The sequence below is a fragment of the Corallococcus sp. AS-1-6 genome (genome assembly GCF_020037015.1).
In the GTDB taxonomy this organism is placed as follows: Bacteria; Myxococcota; Myxococcia; order Myxococcales; family Myxococcaceae; genus Corallococcus.
In genome coordinates this window covers 113,018-128,266 of sequence record NZ_JAIQDE010000002.1, presented here as the reverse complement: position 1 = coordinate 128,266, position 15,249 = coordinate 113,018, and the positions used below count along the sequence as shown (strand labels likewise).

Genomic DNA, 15,249 nt, shown 5'->3' with positions numbered 1-15,249 from the left:
AGTGCCGCCCCTATGGCTTCTCCACCACGCTCGCGTCCCGCCGCCGTCGTCCTGTGTCTGCTGTCCCTCGCGCTGTCCTCCGTGTCCGTGGCCGCCCCCGCGAAGGGGCCCCCGACGTGGAAGGCCATCGACGCGCTCGTCGAGGACGACAAGGTGGAGTCCGCCGCGCAGGGGGCCGAGGCCCGGCTCGCCGCGGCGAAGGCCCAGGGTGACGCCGACGAGTGGACGCGCGCGCTGGTGCGCACGGTGCAACTGCGCACGCGGCTGCATGGCTATGAGACGGCGGTGCGCTTCCTGCGTGAACAGCCCTGGCCGGAGGGGCTGCGGCAGCAGGCCACGCTCCACCTGTTCTACGCGGCGGTGCTCGCGAACTACCAGCAGTCGTACAGCTATGAGATTGGCCAGCGCGAGCAGGTGGTGTCCTCCGGGCCGGTGGACCTGAAGGCGTGGACGAAGGATCAGCTTTCAGCGGAGATCCAGCGCACGTACGCCGCCGTCTGGGAGTCGCGGCAGAAGTTCGGCACGGAGCCCGTGAAGGGGCTGTCCGAGTACATCCAGCCCAACACGTATCCGGACGGCATCCGCTCCACGGTGCGCGACGCGGTGACGTACCTGTGGGTGGACTCGCTGGACGACACGGACCTGTGGCGCCCGGAGCAGGAGCAGGGCGTGTACCGGCTGGACCTGGGCGCGCTGCTGGAGGGCACGCCGAAGGTGGAGCTGAAGGACCCGTCCGTGCATCCGCTGCTGAAGGTGGCGGCGGTGCTGGGGGACCTGGAGGCGTGGCACCTGGCGGCGGGCCGGCGCGAGGCGGCGCTGGAGGCGCGGCTGCGGCGCTACGCGGCGATGGAGGTGTCGTTCACCGAGGCCGCGGACAAGCGGCGCATCCGTGAGCACCTGGCCGCGCACCTGAAGGGCTTCCGGGACGTGCCGTGGTGGTCCAAGGGGCAGTTCGAACTGGCGGCGCTGGAGCAGCAGGCGGGCCGCGCCATCACCGCGCATGCCCTGGCGAAGGCCGGCGCGGAGGCGTGGCCGAAGTCGGTGGGCGGCATGCAGTGCGCGGCGCTGGTGGGGAGCCTGGAGGCGCCGGAGCTGTACGCGACCGGGATGCAGGTGGACGGGCCGGGCAAGCGCTCCATCCTGGTGGGCCACCGCAACGTGGGCACGGTGTACTTCCGGGCGTACGCGCTGGACGTGGAGGCGCGGCTCGCGAAGCCCGACGAGGACCTGTCGCTGTTCCCCTCCACCGCGGAGATGCTGCGCATGGTGGCGTCGCGCAAGCCGGACGCCGCGTGGAGCACGGCGCTGCCGCCCACGCCGGACTTCCAGCGGCACCAGACGTTCGTGACCCCGCCCGCGCTCAAGCCGGGCGCGTACGTCATCGCCCTGTCCACGCGCGAGGACTTCTCGAAGAAGAACAGCCGGATCCTCTCCCTGCCGATGTCCGTGTCGCCCTGGGCGGTGACGGTGCGCAAGGCGAACCCCAACCAGGCGGAGGTCCACGTGGTGGACGGGGCCACGGGGGCGGGCGCCGCGAACGTGGAGGTGCGGCTGGTGACGTCGGACTACCGCACCCGCCGCTTCGGGGTCACCAGCCGCCGCACGGACGCGAACGGCGACCTGCTGGTCACGGGCTCGGACGCCAACCGCTACGAGGACATGCAGTTGGTGGTGGGCCGGGGCAAGGGCGTGATGGTGGTCCCGGGGTCGATGTACCTGTCCTCCGCCCATGAGCCGTCCCTGGATGACCAGACGCTCATCTACACGGACCGCGCCGTCTACCGTCCCATGCAGAAGCTGCTGTGGAAGGTGGTGGCCTACCGTCCGGAGGTGGCGTCGAAGCGCTACCGCGTCCTGCCGGACTCGCCGGTGACGGTGACGCTCGTGGACCCCAACGGCCAGGAGGTGTCCAAGCGCGAGGCCCGCACCAACACGTTCGGGTCGGTGGCGGGTGAGTTCGACATCCCCTCGGGGCGGCCGCTGGGCCAGTGGACGGTGCGCACCCGCCCCAACGGCTACGCGAACGTGCGAGTGGAGGAGTACAAGCGGCCCACCTTCGAGGTGACGCTGAAGGACGCGCCGGAGGCCCTGCGGCTCAACCGGCGCGCGACGTTCAAGGGCGAGGCCCGCTACTACTTCGGCCTGCCGGTGACGCGCGGCGCGGTGAAGTGGCGCGTGTCGCGCGAGCCGGTGCTGCCGCGCTGGTGGTTCTGGGAGCGCATCCCGGCCACCACGGACCTGGTGGCCTCCGGGACGGCCACGGTGGGGGAGGACGGCGGCTTCACCGTGGCGTTCACCCCGGAGGCGGACGAGCGGCTCGCGAAGGCGCAGGGCATGTCGTGGCGCTACCGCGTGGAGGCGGACTTGACGGACGAGGGCGGTGAGACGCGCTCCGCGACCCGCGCCTTCCGCCTGGGCTTCGTGTCGGTGGAGGGCCGCGTGGACTCCGACGTGGGCTTCGTCCGCGAGGACTTCCCGTCGGAGGTGCGGCTCGTCCGCTCGAACCTGGATGGCGCGCCGCAGGCCGGACCGGGCCGCTGGCGGCTCATCGCCCTGAAGGCTCCGGGCCGGCCGCTGATGCCGTCGGAGGTCCCGGTGGACAGGCCCAAGCCCCTGGACGCGGACGCGCAGTCGCTCAAGGAGACCTCCCCCACGCCGGGGGATTCGCTCAAGGCGCGCTGGGACACGAGCTACGACGTGGAGCAGACGCTGCAGCGCTGGGACGACGGCGCGGAGGTGGCGCAGGCGGCGGTGACGCATGGCGCGGACGGGGTGGCCACCGTGAAGCTGCCAGCGCTGCGCGCGGGGGCGTACCGCCTGCGCTACGAGACGACGGATCCGTTTGGTCAGAAGGCCACCGCGCAGCGGGACTTCGTGGTGGCGGGAGCCCGGGCTCCGGCGGGGCTGCCCGCGGTGCTGGCGGCGGAGCGCGCCTCCGTGCGCGTGGGCGAGGTGGCCCGGCTGATGGTGGCCTCCGGCTTCGAGGGCCAGCCGCTGATGCTGGACGTGTACCAGGGGCGCCAGCGCGTCGAGCACCGCCAGTTGACGGCGGGGCAGGGGCGCGCGGTGGTGGAGCTGCCGGTGACGGAGTCCCTGCGCGGCGGCTTCACGGTGGTGCTCACGATGGTGCGCGACTGGCAGTCGCTGAGCTTCCAGCAGACGGTGGCCGTGCCCTTCGACGACAAGGAGCTGAGCCTGGAGTTCGCCACGTTCCGGGACACGCTGCGGCCCGGCGCGAAGGAGACCTTCCGCGTGACGGTGAAGGGGCCCCAGGGCGCGAAGCTGGAGGCGGGGGCCGCGGAGCTGCTCGCGTACATGTACGATCAGTCGCTGAACGTCTTCGGCCCGCACACGCCGCCGCAGGTGGCGCAGTTGTATCCGCAGCAGACCGTCTACGTGGACATCCGGGCGTCCGGTGGTGTCTTCGGCGCGGACTGGCTCTCCGACGATCTGGTCCGGGACGGACCCGACGCGCCGGACCTCAGCGCCGACACGCTGAGGTTCGGGGAGGGCTACGGGCTGGGCGGTCCGGGCTACCGCAACTACTACGGCGGAGTGGGCCGCCGCATGCGCGCCACGGCCGCGAAGCCCGGAGGCATCCAGCCGGAGGCGGACGCCGCGCCGCCACCTCCTCCGCCCGCGCCCGCGCCGTCCATGGCCTCCGCGCCGAAGGAGGGCCGGGTGCTGGAGCAGAAGCGGCGTGAGATCATCCAGATCATCAAGGGGGCGCCCGGCGCACCGGAGCCGGGGGAAGGGTCGGAGGAGCCGCTGCGCTCGAACTTCGCGGAGACGGCGTTCTGGATTCCGCAACTGCTCACCGGGCCGGACGGGGCCGCGGTGCTGGAGTTCACGGTGCCGGACTCGGTGACGGCGTGGGACGTCTGGGTGCACGCGCTCACGCGGGATCTGCGCGGGGGCTCCACGCAGCGCGCCACCCGCAGCGTGAAGGAGCTGATGGTGCGCCCCTACCTGCCGCGCTTCCTGCGCGAGGGCGACCGCGCGGAGCTGGAGGTCGTGGTGAACAACGCGGGGACCCAGCCGCAGCAGGGCCAGCTCACGCTCGACATCGTGGATCCGGACACGCAGAAGAGCCTGCTCGCGGACTTCGGCGTGAAGACGGCCTCTCAGGCCTTCACGGTGGCGGCGGGGAAGGGCACGCACCTGCGCTTCCCCATCACCACGCTCGCGCGGGTGGGGCCGGTGGCCTTCCGCGTGGTCGCGAAGACGGGCGCGTTCAGCGACGGCGAGCTGCGGCCCCTGCCGGTGCTGCCCGGCCGCATGCACCTGTCGCAGTCGCGCTTCGCCATGCTGAACAACCAGGACCGCCGGACGCTGACGTTCGAGGACCTGAAGAAGTCGGACGACCCCACCCGCGTGAACGAGCAGCTCGTCGTGACGGTGGACGCGCAGCTCTTCTACTCCGTGCTCCAGGCGCTGCCGTACCTGGTGGACTACCCCTATGAGTGCACGGAGCAGACCCTCAACCGCTTCGTGTCCACGGGCATCGTCTCCAGCCTCTTCGACAAGTATCCGGCCGTGGCGAAGGTGGCGAAGGACCTGAGCCAGCGGACCACGCGCTTCGAGACCTTCGACGACGCGGACCCCAACCGGAAGATGGCGCTGGAGGAGACGCCCTGGCTCAACGAGGCGAAGGGCGGGACGGGCAACGACGAGGCGCTCCTGCGCGTGCTGGATCCGAAGGTGGCCCAGGCCCAGCGCATGTCGTCGCAGCAGAAGCTGCGCAAGGCACAGAACGCGGACGGCGGCTTCCCCTGGTGGCCGGGCGGCCCGTCGTCGCCGTACATGACGCTCTACATCCTGCACGGCCTGTCGCGCGCCATGGAGCACGGCGTGGAGGTGTCGCCCTCCATGACGGAGCCCGCGTGGGGCTACCTGGCGAAGCACTTCCGGGACGACTACGCGAACCGGCTGATGAAGAAGGACCTGGGCTGGGAGTTCCTCACGTTCCTCAACTTCGTGGCGTCCGCGTACCCGGACGCGCGCTACACGGGCGAGGCGCTCACCGCGGCCGAGCGGCAGCGGATGCTCGAGTTCTCCTTCAAGCACTGGAAGCAACACTCGCCGTACCTCAAGGGGTACCTGGCGCTCACGCTGAACCGGTCGAAGCGCACGAAGGACGCGCAGAAGGTCTGGGACAGCGTGATGGACTCCGCGAAGACGTCACAGGACCTGGGCACGTACTGGGCGCCGGAGGACCGCGGCTGGCTCTGGTACAACGACTCCACGGAGACGCACGCCTTCGCGCTGCGCACGCTGTCGGAGCTGCGCCCGAAGGACCCCCGCCGCGCGGGCCTGGTGCAGTACCTGCTGCTCGACAAGAAGGTGAACCACTGGAAGTCCACCCGCGCCACGGCGGAGGCGCTCTACGCGCTGGTGAACTACATGGAGGCGGAGGGCTCGCTGGCCGCGCGCGAGGAGCTGAAGGTGACGGTGGGCTCCAAGGCGGTGGCCCTGAGCTTCTCGCCGGACGTGTACACGGGGAAGAAGAACCAGATCGTCGTCCCCGGCCCGGAGGTGAACGCGAGCACGGCGACCACGGTGGTGGAGAAGACGACGCCGGGCTTCGCCATCGCGTCCGCCACGTGGCACTTCTCCACGGAGCAGCTTCCCAAGGAGGAGCGCGGCGACTTCTTCCAGGTGTCGCGCCGCTACTTCGTGCGCCTCCGCGAAGGCAACCAGACGCTGCTGCGCCCCCTGTCGGACGGCGCGAGGCTGCGGCCCGGCGACGAGGTGGAGGTGCAGTTGTCGCTGCGCACGAAGCACGCCGCCGAGTACGTGCACCTGAGGGACCCCCGCGCCGCGGGCCTGGAGCCGGAGAACGCGCAGTCCCGCCACAAGTGGGACCTGGGCATCGTCTGGTACGAGGAGACGCGCGACTCGGGGACGAACTTCTTCTTCGAGTCGCTGCCGGCCGGTGAGTACACCTTCAAGTACCGGCTGCGCGCGAACATGGCGGGGACGTTCCGCGTGGGCCCGGCGACGGTGCAGTCCGTGTACGCGCCGGAGTTCACCGCCTACTCCACGGGCGCGGTGCTCACCGTGGACAAGGCACAGTAGGCCCCGGCGGGGCAGGGGACCGGCGTCCTTCGTGGCGCCGGTCCGCTGCTACTCCGCGCAGGTGGCGGCTTCGTCGGTGGGGTGCAGCGTGGCGATGCCGTAGGTGCCGTTGCGCGTGCCGCACCAGATGCGCCAGTTGCCGCCGCCCACGTCCGGCGCCGAGTACACGCCGCCCTCCTTCTTCGCCCCGCCGCGCGCACAGCAGCGCGCGAACGCCCGGGTCCCGATGGCGGCGATGGAGACCGCGTCCTGCGACGTGGAGAAGCCGCCCGTGCGCTTCACGCCGCAGGACCACGGGGACAGCCCCTTGAAGCGGATGAGGTACTGCTCGCCGCGCACGGCGTCCTCGCCCCGGGCCGGGCCCTGGTAGCAGACCTTGCCTTCCGCCTCGAGCTGCGCGTAGCGGGGCAGGAAGTGCAGGCCGCCAATCGGGCCGCGCTGCCAGTCATCCCCGCAGAAGACGTGCGTGAACGCGTTGCGCGGGCCGGTGCTCACCCACAGGCTCGTGAGCCATTCGATGTTCGCCTGCCGCGAGCCGGGACGCCCCGCCGCGGACAGCGCGCGCTGCACCCGCGCGTCGTCGTAGTGCTTCGCGAAGAAGCGCTGCACGTCCCCGGCGCTCACGCTCGCGTCGGGGCGCGCGGGGCACAGGTCCAGCACCTCGCGGTCCAGCGCGGACAGCGCCGGGGCCTTGGCGAAGAGGGGCGGTTGATCACACGTGCTCGCGCAGGCCGCCGCGTCGCCCGGAGCCGCGGCGCGACTCGCCGGTGCGCGCACCGCCACGGTGACCTCTTCCGTGTCGTCCGGCTCCGCAGGGGGCGCACCCGCACCGGCTCCGCTCCCGATGGGCTTCGCCTCCGCGAGGGCCCCGCCGCCTCGCGACACCTGCTGCTGGCGCGTGTTCGCATGGTCCGCGCGCACGAGCGCGTCCGTGTCCGGCGCCTTCTGGACGGCCTCCGTGGGCGTGCCATCGCAGAGCACCCAGCCCTCGGCCCCGGGCCCCTGGAGCTTGCACCACGCGCGGTCGGGGCCGCCCTTCTTCACGAGCGGATAGGACACGCCCGGCTGCACGGAGAAGACGACCTTGGAGGACTGGGGCTGGTCCACCGCGTCCATGGCCTCTTCGGTGACGAAGACGCCGCTCCCCGCGAAGGCGACGGGGGCGGTGGAGAGGGCCAGGAAGAAGCAGGCGAGCGACCCGGAGAGGCGCATGGTGGGCCGGACTCTAACAGGGGCGCCCCAAGCCCGCTGTTCCCCGGTTGCGCCCGGCGCCGCGCCGCGAAATAAACGCGCCCGATATGAAACCGATGAATTTCCGAGGCCGCTGGGTGCTCATTACCGGCGCGTCGTCCGGCCTGGGGCTGGAGATGGCCCGCCTGCTCGCGAAGGAGCACGGCGCCCACATCATCGCCGTGGCCCGCCGCGAGGACCGGCTCGCCGCGCTGAAGGCGGAGCTGGAGTCCGCGCACGGCGTGCAGGTGCTGCCCCTCTCCGCGGACCTCACGAAGCCCGGCGACGCCGAGCGCGTCTTCGAGACCGCCACGTCCGGCCGCACCGTCGACGGCGTCATCCTCAACGCGGGCGTCACCTACTTCGGCCACGCGCTGGAGCAGCAGCCCGAGTCCTTCGACGCGCTGCTCGCCACCAACATCACCAGCGTGGTGCGCATGTCCCAGCGCTTCGGCGCGCACTTCGCGAAGCGGGGCGGGGGCGGGGCGCTGATGCTCGTCGCCAGCACCGCGGGCTTCGCGCCGCTGCCGTACCAGACGGCCTACGCCGCGTCGAAGTCGTTCGTCATCAGCTACGGGCGGGGCCTGGCCTACGAGCTGCGCAAGGCGGGCGTGTCCGTCACCGTCTTCGCGCCCGGCGGCATCGCCACGGAGATGCTGTCGGTGTCCGGCCTGGACCGGAAGTTCAAGGCGGGCGACGTGGGCATCATGTCCGCGGAGGCCTGCGCGCGCATCGCCGTGGAGGCGTTCGTGCACCGCCGCGAGCTCTGCGTGCCCGGCGTCCTCAACCGCTTCCTCGCGGCGATGATGAAGCTGCTGCCCCACGGCTTCATGATGGGGCGCTCGGCCGCGCTGTACGAAGGCGCGCTGCCGAAGGAGCCGCCCGCGCCCTGAAGCAGGCCCGGGCGGCGTCCGTCACGTCAGGACAGCTTCACCCGCGTGACCTTCAGCTTGCCCACCTGCACGGTGTACTCGCCGGCCCCCAGCTCCGCCTTGGGGTCGGTGACCTTCTCACCGTTCACCTTCACGCCGCCCTGGCCCATCATCTTGCGCGCCTCGGTGGCGGAGGCGACGAACTTCGTCTCCGGCAGCAGCTTGGTGACGAGCAGCTTCTCCGCGCCGCCAAGCGACACCTCCACGAGCGGCAGGTCCTCCGTGGACAGCTCCTTCTTGGCGAAGCGCTTCTCGAAGTCCTCCGCCGCCTTGCGGCCGGCCTCCTCACCCTGGAAGCGCGCGGCCATCTCCTGCGCGAAGGCGACCTTCGCGGCCTTGGGGTGCGCCGCGCCGGACTTCGTCTGCTCCTCCAGCTCCAGCACCTGCTTGAGCGGCATGGCGGAGAGCAGCTTGTAGTACCGCCACATCAGGTCGTCCGTGATGCTCATCAACTTGCCGAAGATGCTGTCCGCCGGCTCGTCGATGCCCACGTAGTTGTCCAGGCTCTTGGACATCTTGTTGCCGGTGATGACGCCGTCCACCAGCTTCGCGTCCAGGCCCTCCAGGATGGGGCCGGTCATGATGACCTGCGGCTCCATGCCCTCTTCCTTCATCAACTGGCGGCCGACGAGCAGGTTGAAGAGCTGATCCGTCGCGCCCAGCTCCACGTCCGCCTTCAGCGCCACGGAGTCGTAGCCCTGCAGGAGCGGGTAGAGGAACTCGTGGATGGCGATGGAGGTGTTCTCCCGGTAGCGCTTCTTGAAGTCGTCGCGCTCGAGCATGCGCTGCACGGAGTAGCGCGCGGCCAGGCGGATCATCCCCTCGGTGCCCAGCGCGTCGAGCCACTCCGAGTTGAACTTCACCACCGTCTTGTCCGGGTCCAGGACCTTGAAGACCTGCTGCTTGTACGTCTCCGAGTTGACCTTCACCTGCTCGCGCGTGAGCGGAGGCCGGGCGGCGTTCTTGCCGGACGGGTCCCCGATGAGCGCGGTGAAGTCACCGATGAGGAAGACCACCGTGTGGCCGAACTCCTGGAAGCGCCGCATGCGCGTGAGCAGCAGCGTGTGGCCCAGGTGCAGGTCGGGACGGCTGGGGTCGAAGCCCGCCTTGATGATGAGGGGCTTGCCCTTGTCATACGAGCGCTGGAGCTTCTTCTTCAGGTCCTCCGGCACGTGGAGGTCCACGGTGCCGCGAGTGACTTCTTCGAACTGCTCTTCGGGGGTTGCCTTGCGCAGTGCGTCCGGGTTCATGGCGCCGCGGACACTAGCCCAAAAAAGGCGACGGGCAGGGCGGGACTTCCGTGTCCGCCCCACCCGTGGCTGTCACCCTGACTGTCGTCCTACGGCTCGGGGGCCGTCAGGTGTCTTCAGGTGTCCAGGAAGTCGAAGCTGCGGTAGAGGCCGCGCAGCGTCTGGCTCTCCGTGACGATCTGGTCCATGTCCACGTCGTCGCTCGTGGTGGGCAGCGCCTGGACGATCTGGTCGTTGAACGCGAGCCCCACGCGGCGGCTGCGCGGGCTGGCCGCCTTCAGGGTGGCGTCGTAGTAGCCACCGCCGCGCCCCAGCCGCTTGCCGTCCGGGCTGAAGCCCAGTCCGGGCACCACGAACAGGTCGATCTGATCCACCGGAATCAGGTCCGAGGAGTTCGTGGGCTCGCGGACGCCCAGGCGCCCCGGCTCCAGTTCGCTCTCCGACTTGATGGCCCGGAAGGCCAGGATGCGCCCGTGCACGTGGGACAGCGGGTAGCAGACGATCTTCTCGTCCTGCAACGCCGCGATGAGGATGTCCCGGGTGGGCACTTCGCCCCGGATGGGGGCGTAGAGCGCCACCGTCCGCGCCTTGTCGTAATAGGGCGATGCCAGGAATCGAGACTGGACCTTGAGGCCCCGCTCGTCGATGAGGTCGTTGGTCATCGCCTTGCGGCGCGCCGTCAGTTCCTCACGAAGCGTTACCTTCTTCTCCGCCGCCGCCGCCGTATCCACCGCCGTCTCGCTCACCGCCGCCGCTCCAAAGAAAGAGTCCCCCGCCGAGCCGTGTGTCCAGCGTCCATTGAACCCTTAGAAGCCAGGTGGGGACCGAAATCATGTCACCGCAGGCTTCCCTCATCCCCCGTGAAGGGGGAGGGCTTGCACATGGCGACCGAAACGGACCCCGGAATGGACGTATCGGTTCGAATTTCTGCTGGGCATCACGCACCCCGCAGGGAACAGACCTTTTACCACTCAAATCGTGCTGCAAGTCCTTAGAATTACTGGGAAAATCCCAGGGCGTTCTGGGAAAATGATAAGGATGGAGAAGCGTGCGGTCAAGCCGTCCTCGCGCGTTTACAAGCCGCCCCGTGGACTTCTATGATGCCCGGGTCCCCGACATGTCGCTCCCGACCCCAACATTGGCTCTCGCGGCGGTAGCCTGCCTCGCCTCCGGATTCGCCTGGGCGGGTCCGCAGCTCAACAGTACCTATCAGGCAGATGCCTTCGGCCCCATCGAGTTGCGCTCGGACGGGGAGCACCTGGTCGGCACGGCGCCGGCCGGGGGGCCCTGCCAGCGCCCGGCCGCCGAGCCGATATTGACGGGGGACTTCCAGGGAAACGTCTTCCTGGGGGAGCTCACGCTCTGTCAGACGGGGGACACCTGCACCCCGTCCCGCAGCTTCCCGGTGATGCTCGTCTACAACGTGGAGGAGCGGGCGCTGGGCGGCGTGGTGAAGCTGGAGGACGACTGCGAGTCCCCGGCGCTGCCCAAGAACCGGATGCTGGTGCTCCGCGCGACGGAGCAGGGCGCGGCGCTGACGCCGGCGACGGCGCAGGCCCCCGAGCAGCGCCAGGTGCAGGCGCCCGTGCCTCCTCCGCCGTCCGGTGGGGCCGCGCAGGTGGCGGCGCAGCGCCGGCTGGAGCCCCTGGACGTGGCGGCCACCCTGAAGCTGGGGCAGTCGCTGCTGCCCAACAACCCCTTCGGGGCGTCGCAGCAGTTCCAGTTGGTGCTGTCCCAGGAGAAGGAGAAGAACAACGCCTGGGCGCTGACGGGCATGGGCGTGGCGTACCACCTGCGCAAGCAGCAGCCGGAGGCGCTCAAGTACCTGGATCAGGCGCGCAGCGTGGGCAGCGGCGCGGCGCGGGCGGAGGCCTTCTTCTGGACCGCGTGCGTGAAGCGGGCCGCGCAGGAGTCCGCGTTCGCCCAGGCCGCGCTGAAGCGGGCGCTGCAGGAAGGCTGGTCTCCTCCGGAGGGCAACGCGCTGGTGGAGCGCGAGCTCCAGCAGTTCGCCAATGAGGGAACGTTGTACGAGGCGCTGGTGAAGCAGGCCCGCGGTCGCAAGCAGCGGGTCCAGGGCCGTGATCCACAAGGAGCTGGAAGCTCCAGCCCGTGAACGCGCCGACTCCCGTGTCGAAGCCCATCCGCGTCTTCGGCAACTACGAAATCCAATCGCTCCTGGGCAAGGGCGGTATGGCCGAGGTGTACCGCGCGCGCGTGCGCTCCGGTCCCCATGAAGGCTGGACCGTGGCGCTCAAGCGGCTGTTGCCCGCGCTCACCCGCGACCCGGCGTCGGTGGACCTCTTCCGCCGCGAGGCGCAGTTGTCCCGCCAGTTGGACCACCCGAACATCGTGAAGGTGCTGGACGCCGGGATGCTGGACGACGTGTCCTTCCTGGTGATGGACCTGGTGGACGGGCGCGACCTGGGCCACATCCTGCGCCGCTGCAAGGCGCGCGGGATTCCGCTCCCCGTCGACTTCGCGGTGTACCTGGCGAAGGTGCTGCTGGAGGCGCTCGCGTACGCGCACACCGCCACCGGCCCGGACGGCAAGCCGCTGGGCATCGTCCACTGCGACGTGTCCCCGTCCAACCTGTTCATCTCCCGCGTGGGGGAGATCAAGCTGGGCGACTTCGGCGTGTCGCGCGTGCTGGTGGACGGCAAGCTCCAGGGCGGCGAGGTGCTGGGCAAGCCGTACTACCTGTCCCCGGAGTCGCTGCAGGGCGCCGTGACGCCGGAGGCGGACCTGTGGGCCGCGAGCGTGGTGCTCTACGAGCTGCTCACGCTGGGCCGGCCCTTCGTGGGCACGACGCCGGAGGAGGTCTTCGCGGGCATCCTGTCGCGCAAGTACCGGCTCCTGCGCTCGGTGCGTCCGGACATCCCGCAGGCGCTGGACGACGTGCTGGCGCGCGCGTTCGCGGAGAACCCCGAGGACCGCTTCCCGTCCGCGGAGGAGTACGCGAAGGCGCTGTCGCCGCACTTCGACGAGCGCGTGGGGACGCCGCTGGCCATCGCGGCGGTGGTGCGCGGCCTGTTCGGCACCACGGACGAGATGCCCGCGTACCGCAGCTCGCCGTCCAACGGCCCCTCCGACGACAACGGGTAGCCGGGCAGTCAGGGCCCTGGCGTGTGGGCCCCCAGCCGGTGGGGCCCGCTGCGGCGCCTGCCCCGGATGATGACCTTTCCTCCCGCGAACACGCACCGGGAGGAATTCATGGCGACCGAGCGAAAGCAGCAGCAGCAGCCCGAGCAGCAGCAGCCCACCCGCGAGACGCGGCACGGCGACGAGCGGCTTCCGCCCAAGCCCGACGAGGCCAAGGAGGGGATGCCCGGCTACGGACAGCCCGACCCGGAGGTCCGCGAGAAGAACCTGCCCGACCAGAAGTGGTGAGCGGCCCCGCGCGGCGCGGGCCTCAGCCTCCGAGCGCGCGCACCCGGGGCACGTGCGTGCACAGCGCGTCCACGACGCGAGCGACCTCCGTGCCGGTGGTGCCGGGGCCCAGGCTGAAGCGCAGGCTCGCGCGCGCGTCGGCGGGGGAGAGGCCCATGGCGCGCAGCACGTGGGACGGGGACAGCGTGCCGGACGCGCAGGCCGCTCCCGACGAGACGCGGATGTCCTCCAGGTCCAGCGCCATCAGCAGCGCTTCCCCCTCCACGCCGTCGAAGCGCAGGTTGCTGGTGTTGGGCACCCGGGGCGCGCCCGCGCCGTTCACCGTGACGCCGGGCAGCCGCTGGAGCACCTGCTCCTCGAAGGTGTCGCGCAGGGCGGCGACCCTCGCGGCGGTGCCGGGCTGCTCCTCGGTGGCCAGCTCCAGGGCCAGGGCCAGGGCCTCGGCGTAGGGCACGTTCTGCGTGCCTCCGCGCCGGCCTCCCTCCTGGTGCCCGGGCGTCAGCGCCCGCACGTCCACGCCCTTGCGCACCACCAGCACGCCCACGCCCTGGGGGCCTCCGAACTTGTGCGCGGAGAGGGAGAGGAGGTCCGCGTCCACTTCGCGCAAGGTGAGCGGCACCTTGCCCGCGGCCTGCACGGCGTCCGTGTGGAAGAGGATGCCTCGTTGACGGCACGCGCGCGCGGCCTCCGCCACCGGCTGCAGCACGCCCGTCTCGTTGTTGGCCCACATCAGCGAACACAGCGCGGTGTCCGGCGTGAGCGCCTCCAGCACGGCCTCCAGCGGGACACGGCCGTTGGCGTCGGGGGACAGCCGCACCACCTGGGCGCCGTCCTTCTCCAACTGCGTGAGCCCGCCCAGCGCGGACGGGTGCTCCACCGTGGTGGACACCACGCGGCGGCGGTCCTTCACCGGGCGGGCCGCGTACGCTCCCACCAGCGCGAGCGCGTCCGCCTCGCTGCCCGACGCGGTGAAGGTGATCTCCTTCGGCTCGCAGCCCAGGACGCGCGCCACCTTCGCTCGCGCCGCGTCCAGCCGGGCCCGGGCCTCGCGCCCGCCGCCGTGCACGCTGGACGCGTTGCCGAAGCCTCCTTGTGTGAAGGCGCGGGCGAGCAGGGCGCCCACCTCCGCGCGCACCGGCGCGGCGGCGTTGTGGTCCCAGTAGATCACGTGTCCTGCGCGGACAGCAGCGACACCGGCCGCTCCTCGGAGACACCAAAGGCTTCGAGGAAGCGCGACACCACCTCGCGCTTGAGCGCCTTGCGCTTGTTCGCGCTGCCGGACAGGGGCAGCCGCGCGCCAGCCATGCTGCCGTGGCCGCCGGACGAGCCGCCCAGGTCCTCGCACAGCTCGCGGATGAGGCGGCCCGCGTTCATGCGCCGGTCCTTCACCCGCAGGCTCAGGAAGAGCTGGTTGCGGAACGTCCCGTACGCCAGGGACCACTTCATCCCCTCCAGGTACATCATCCGCTCGGCGACCTCCGCCACCAGGTCCGGGGAGTAGACCTCCTCCAGGTCGGTGATGATGGCGGTGCCGTAGACCTTCGCCTTCTCGATGGACGTGTGGAAGAGCTGGAAGAAGCGCGCCGGCAGCTCCGGGTGCTCAATCTGTCCCAGGAGCTGCTTGTCACAGCGGGGGAACAGCCACAGGTAGCTGTCCACGTCCGTCTGGGTCGTCTCACGGCCCAGGTCCCGCGTGTCCGCCTTGATGCCGTAGAAGAGCGCGGTGGCGATCTCCACGGACGGCTCCAGCCGGGCGGCCCGCAGGTACTCCACCAGCATGGTGGAGGTGGCGCCGAAGTCGCCGCCCACGTCCGCGAAGGGGGCCAGCAGGCTCTCCTCGCGCAGCGGGTGGTGGTCCACCACCAGGTCCGCGCGGTAGCGCGCCGGCAGCGAGTGGTTCCTCACCGGCGGCTGCGTGTCCACCAGACCGAAGAGGTCGTACTGGCTGAAGTCGATCTGCGACACGTGCGACACCGGCAGCCGCAGCACGCGCACGAAGGCGACGTTCTCCGCCCGGCCGATGATGCCGCCGTAGCCCACGTGGGCCTCGATGCCGGCCTTGCGCTCCAGCAGGTGGGCGAGCGACACCGCCGCCGCCATGGAGTCCGGGTCCGGGTTGTCGTGCGTGAGGATGAGTGCCCGGCGGTGCCCCTTGGCCACCTGGAGCAGGCGGGCCAGCTTGTCGGTGGCGGGCAGCTTGGCCAACCGCGCTGGCGGAGGCTCCGTGAGCTCGCTCCCGGCAGGCAACTGGGCGCGGCGGCTTTGGAGGGATGGGGTGACAGGCATGGGGACTCTTCTTTTACTTCCTCCGGCACAGGGATTCGAGAAGTCGGATGTTCTCCCCGTAACGTTCCGGAAAGGGTGTTTCCAAC

At 70.8% G+C, this 15,249-nt stretch carries 10 protein-coding genes and 1 other RNA gene; 5 read left to right on the top strand and 6 right to left on the bottom strand.

From position 1 onward, the window contains the following. Window positions 1–12 precede the first annotated feature (12 nt). Window positions 13–6,078 carry an MG2 domain-containing protein gene (locus K8612_RS03355; RefSeq protein WP_223761235.1) on the top strand — a complete coding sequence of 2,022 codons (6,066 nt, stop codon included), beginning with the start codon at window positions 13–15 and terminating at the stop codon, window positions 6,076–6,078. 48 nt (window positions 6,079–6,126) lie between these two features. Here the strand turns inward: K8612_RS03355 and K8612_RS03350 are convergent, their stop codons facing one another. After that, complete coding sequence (locus tag K8612_RS03350) at window positions 6,127–7,290, bottom strand: EndoU domain-containing protein (protein ID WP_223761234.1); 1,164 nt, start codon at window positions 7,288–7,290, stop codon at window positions 6,127–6,129. A gap of 86 nt (window positions 7,291–7,376) precedes the next feature. On the opposite strand from K8612_RS03350, the gene K8612_RS03345 reads away from it, so the two are divergent. Beyond that, a complete protein-coding gene (locus K8612_RS03345; protein WP_223761233.1) occupies window positions 7,377–8,201 on the top strand; it encodes an SDR family oxidoreductase in 825 nt (274 codons plus the stop codon). A 26-nt stretch (window positions 8,202–8,227) separates the two neighbouring features. On the opposite strand, the gene tyrS is transcribed toward K8612_RS03345, so the two are convergent. From tyrS to ssrS, 3 genes are all read right to left on the bottom strand, one after another. Further along, the gene (tyrS, locus tag K8612_RS03340; protein WP_223742253.1) at window positions 8,228–9,490 is read right to left on the bottom strand and encodes a tyrosine--tRNA ligase; all 1,263 of its coding nucleotides are present in this window, start codon (window positions 9,488–9,490) and stop codon (window positions 8,228–8,230) included. A gap of 116 nt (window positions 9,491–9,606) precedes the next feature. Beyond that, window positions 9,607–10,236, bottom strand: coding sequence for a 5-formyltetrahydrofolate cyclo-ligase (locus K8612_RS03335; protein ID WP_223742252.1), 630 nt, complete (start codon window positions 10,234–10,236; stop codon window positions 9,607–9,609). Between the two features lie 19 nt (window positions 10,237–10,255). Next, window positions 10,256–10,448: non-coding RNA, 6S RNA (ssrS, locus tag K8612_RS03330), on the bottom strand. Window positions 10,449–10,607: 159 nt separating this feature from the next. On the opposite strand from ssrS, the gene K8612_RS03325 reads away from it, so the two are divergent. The 3 genes from K8612_RS03325 to K8612_RS03315 all read left to right on the top strand — a co-directional run bounded on the left by K8612_RS03325 (window position 10,608) and on the right by K8612_RS03315 (window position 12,877). Further along, on the top strand, window positions 10,608–11,603 hold the full coding sequence (locus tag K8612_RS03325) for a hypothetical protein (protein ID WP_223761232.1): 996 nt from the start codon (window positions 10,608–10,610) through the stop codon (window positions 11,601–11,603). A gap of 77 nt (window positions 11,604–11,680) precedes the next feature. Then, window positions 11,681–12,592, top strand: coding sequence for a serine/threonine-protein kinase (locus K8612_RS03320; RefSeq protein WP_255671364.1), 912 nt, complete (start codon window positions 11,681–11,683; stop codon window positions 12,590–12,592). Window positions 12,593–12,700: 108 nt separating this feature from the next. Continuing rightward, complete coding sequence (locus K8612_RS03315) at window positions 12,701–12,877, top strand: hypothetical protein (protein ID WP_223742249.1); 177 nt, start codon at window positions 12,701–12,703, stop codon at window positions 12,875–12,877. A 22-nt stretch (window positions 12,878–12,899) separates the two neighbouring features. On the opposite strand, the gene K8612_RS03310 is transcribed toward K8612_RS03315, so the two are convergent. Together K8612_RS03310 and K8612_RS03305 are read right to left on the bottom strand one after the other, a co-directional pair. After that, window positions 12,900–14,045 carry a cysteine desulfurase family protein gene (locus K8612_RS03310; protein WP_223761231.1) on the bottom strand — a complete coding sequence of 382 codons (1,146 nt, stop codon included), beginning with the start codon at window positions 14,043–14,045 and terminating at the stop codon, window positions 12,900–12,902. Next, a complete protein-coding gene (locus K8612_RS03305) occupies window positions 14,042–15,163 on the bottom strand; it encodes a bifunctional oligoribonuclease/PAP phosphatase NrnA (protein WP_223761230.1) in 1,122 nt (373 codons plus the stop codon). Before K8612_RS03305 ends, K8612_RS03310 begins: the two co-directional genes overlap by 4 nt. Window positions 15,164–15,249 lie beyond the last annotated feature (86 nt).

Excerpts from the sequence above, each read along its gene's own strand:
- K8612_RS03355 (WP_223761235.1), top strand. The coding sequence starts at position 13 with ATGGCTTCTCCACCACGCTCGCGTCCCGCCGCCGTCGTCCTGTGTCTG.
- K8612_RS03350 (WP_223761234.1), bottom strand. The coding sequence starts at position 7,290 with ATGCGCCTCTCCGGGTCGCTCGCCTGCTTCTTCCTGGCCCTCTCCACC.
- K8612_RS03345 (WP_223761233.1), top strand. The coding sequence starts at position 7,377 with ATGAAACCGATGAATTTCCGAGGCCGCTGGGTGCTCATTACCGGCGCG.
- tyrS (WP_223742253.1), bottom strand. The coding sequence starts at position 9,490 with ATGAACCCGGACGCACTGCGCAAGGCAACCCCCGAAGAGCAGTTCGAA.
- K8612_RS03325 (WP_223761232.1), top strand. The coding sequence starts at position 10,608 with ATGTCGCTCCCGACCCCAACATTGGCTCTCGCGGCGGTAGCCTGCCTC.
- K8612_RS03320 (WP_255671364.1), top strand. The coding sequence starts at position 11,681 with ATGGCCGAGGTGTACCGCGCGCGCGTGCGCTCCGGTCCCCATGAAGGC.
- K8612_RS03315 (WP_223742249.1), top strand. The coding sequence starts at position 12,701 with ATGGCGACCGAGCGAAAGCAGCAGCAGCAGCCCGAGCAGCAGCAGCCC.
- K8612_RS03305 (WP_223761230.1), bottom strand. The coding sequence starts at position 15,163 with ATGCCTGTCACCCCATCCCTCCAAAGCCGCCGCGCCCAGTTGCCTGCC.